Source organism: uncultured Mucilaginibacter sp., from assembly GCF_903893715.1.
In the GTDB taxonomy this organism is placed as follows: Bacteria; Bacteroidota; Bacteroidia; order Sphingobacteriales; family Sphingobacteriaceae; genus Mucilaginibacter.
Genome location: NZ_CAITNG010000160.1, coordinates 1 through 2785, shown reverse-complemented (window position 1 = coordinate 2785; position 2785 = coordinate 1). Strand labels below are relative to the sequence as shown.

Annotated in this window: 2 protein-coding genes and 1 pseudogene; 1 reads left to right on the top strand and 2 read right to left on the bottom strand. The window is 40.1% G+C overall.

Annotation, left to right across the window (positions count from 1 at the left end; translation table 11 throughout):
* Positions 1 to 1455: altronate dehydratase family protein (locus tag QZX97_RS19010; protein ID WP_363152917.1), on the bottom strand; the 1455-nt coding region annotated here is incomplete at its 3' end.
* A 164-nt stretch (positions 1456 to 1619) separates the two neighbouring features.
* On the opposite strand from QZX97_RS19010, the gene QZX97_RS19005 reads away from it, so the two are divergent.
* The gene (locus tag QZX97_RS19005) at positions 1620 to 2501 is read left to right on the top strand and encodes an AraC family transcriptional regulator (RefSeq protein WP_295664930.1); all 882 of its coding nucleotides are present in this window, start codon (positions 1620 to 1622) and stop codon (positions 2499 to 2501) included.
* 139 nt (positions 2502 to 2640) lie between these two features.
* On the opposite strand, the pseudogene QZX97_RS19000 reads toward QZX97_RS19005, so the two are convergent.
* A pseudogene (locus tag QZX97_RS19000) lies at positions 2641 to 2785 on the bottom strand (tRNA uridine-5-carboxymethylaminomethyl(34) synthesis GTPase MnmE); the annotation flags it as partial.

The following is a 2785-nucleotide window of genomic DNA, read 5'->3' as shown; positions in this document are numbered from 1 at the left end:
CTTGATAACGGGTGTAATTGGGTTACCTGTAGGTGTACCTAAACCGGTAGTGAATAAAACGAGGTTAGCCCCGGAGCCAACTTCGGCAGTTGTACTTTCAACATCGCTGCCGGGTGTACATAATAAATTTAATCCCGATTTGGTAATTTTCTCAGGATAATCAAGCACATCAACCACAGGCGAGCTACCTGCTTTTTTAGCAGCCCCGGCCGATTTAATGGCATCAGTTATCAAGCCATCCTTTATATTGCCCGGCGAAGGATTGGCATAAAAACCTGAACCATCGGCCTCGGCCTTTGCATTGTAGTTTCGCATCAGGTTGATGAAACGATTGGCAATTTCTTCATCTGTACAACGATCACTCATTTGTTGTTCAACACCGCATAGTTCGGGAAATTCGGCAAGAATAACACTACCTCCAAGCGCCACTACCATATCAGACAAATGCCCAAGCGCCGGATTGGCTGATATCCCGGAAAACCCGTCAGATCCGCCACACTCCAAGCCTATACATAACTTTGACAGGGGAGCCGGCGCACGGTTTATCTTATTGGCCTCGATTAGGCCGGTGAAAGTTCGTTTTAAGGCCTCATGTAACAATTTACTTTCGGTACCCCATGTTTGTTGTTCAACAATAACTAGCGGTTTGCTAAATGAAGCATCCCGTTTATTGATCTCATGGTTTAATATTTGCACCTGAGCATGTTGACAGCCCAGACTTAAAACTGTTGCCCCTGCAACATTTGGGTGTGTTATATAGCCAGCCAATAGGCCGCAAAGCGCTTCAGCGTCTGCACGGGTGCCTCCGCAACCCATGTCGTGGGTAAGAAATCTAATTCCATCGATATTGGGAAATAGTTTATTTTTTTTTGCTTTTGGTGTTACTTGCAAATCGGCGTTAAGAATTTGCTCGACTGATTTACCTGCATTATACATATCTATCAAGGTATCAACCTCGTTTCGGTAACTCCTAGGCTTTTCAAACCCAAGCTTGTCGACCAAAGCATCATTCAACATTTCGATATTACGATTTTCGCAGAAAACAAGGGGCACTACCAACCAATAATTCGCGGTGCCAACCGATCCGTCTTTGCGATGGTACCCCATAAAGCTTTTTGAAATATATTCATCAACCGCGGGCTTTGTCCAATCTGTTTTTCGCTCACCCAATCGGTAATTATCGGCGGCGTGCTGCACGTTTTCGGTAGTTATACGAGCGCCGGTTTTGATAGCGCCGACGGCCTTGCCAACCAGTACACCGTACATAAAAATCTCATCGCCGCTTTTTAAGGGCTTGATTGTGAATTTATGTTTTGCCGGTATATTTTCTTCCAGCACTATTTCTAAGTCATTAAAATGAATAACATGGTGTTTCGCTAAATTTTTGAGCGCCACCAAAACGTTGTCATCAGGATGAATCTGAATATATGCTCGCTGTTTAGTATCTGACATCATGAATTTGGGTTACAACTGTTACAAGCAAATTAAGCGATAATTAAGCCTGGAAAACTTTACGCATTTACCCAATTATTAAACCAAATTGTATATGTATTTGTTGTTTTTGATATTTGATGGTAGTAAAGCTTATTTATTTATAATTTTATTACCTTTATTTAGTAATGAAGCCTCAACTATTACAAGTTTCGAAAACACCGGAAAACTCTTTTAGTACGAGGAGAGATACTGAACCCGATATTAATAACCGATGGCATTACCACCCTGAAGTAGAATTAGTATACGTTAAACAGGGTAGCGGAACGTTGTATATTGGCGACCATATAGGGCGTTTTGAGGCAGGAGAACTAGTATTGATCGGGTCTAACTTGCCTCATTTTTGGCAATTTGACGAAGCCTATTTTAACAAAGGCGGCAAGCAGGTTGTTGATGTGTTTGTGATTCACTTTAAAGAAAATTTTTGGGGCGACCATTTTTTGGAATTACCGGAGAACAATGGTATAAAAAACACGCTCATCAAAGCTAAACGCGGCATTCGGCTCACTTTAACAAAAAGCAGGCAAATTGGTGACACGATAGCGCAGGTATTAAGCCTTGATAGCTTTAAAAAAATGATAAAGCTTTTAGAGTTATTATACGAGATAGGCAATACCGATGGTGAATTTTTTGCTTCTTTAGGTTTCCAAAACAGCTTTCAGGAATCTGAAAAGGACAGGATTGACGCGATTTATAACTATTCGATAAAAAACTTCAGCCGTAAAATAACCTTGGATGAAATAGCTGCAATAGCGAATATAAGCCCCAACTCTTTTTGCAGGTTTTTTAAATCGCGCAGCCGTAAAACTTACTCCACTTTTATTAACGAATTGAGGGTTGGGCAGGCTTGCAAATTATTAATAGACAATAAATTAACGGTAAAGGAAATTTGTTTTACAAGCGGCTTTCATAACTTTGCCAGTTTTCATAAATATTTCAAAAAAACTACCGGAAAAACGCCTTTGAATTATCAGAAAATCTTTATGAGTGGTAACACCAAGGGTTTATAAAAAAAGTGATAGGCAATAAATAAAACAACTATTTTAAGCAATTATCTGAGCGTAATCATTCTGGGATAATAGTTGCGCGGAAAAAAATGCAAATCGTAGCAAATGCTTAAATCGATATTTTTTGCAAGGTTTTACTTTCCTATTTTCCGATACAAAACTTTGAAAAGATATTGTCCAGCAGGTCATCTGTAGTAACCACGCCAGTAATCTCGCCAAGGTAGTGAAGGGCTTGTTTGATATCCAATGCCAAAAAATCGGAAGCAATGGGGTTATCTATGCCGTTG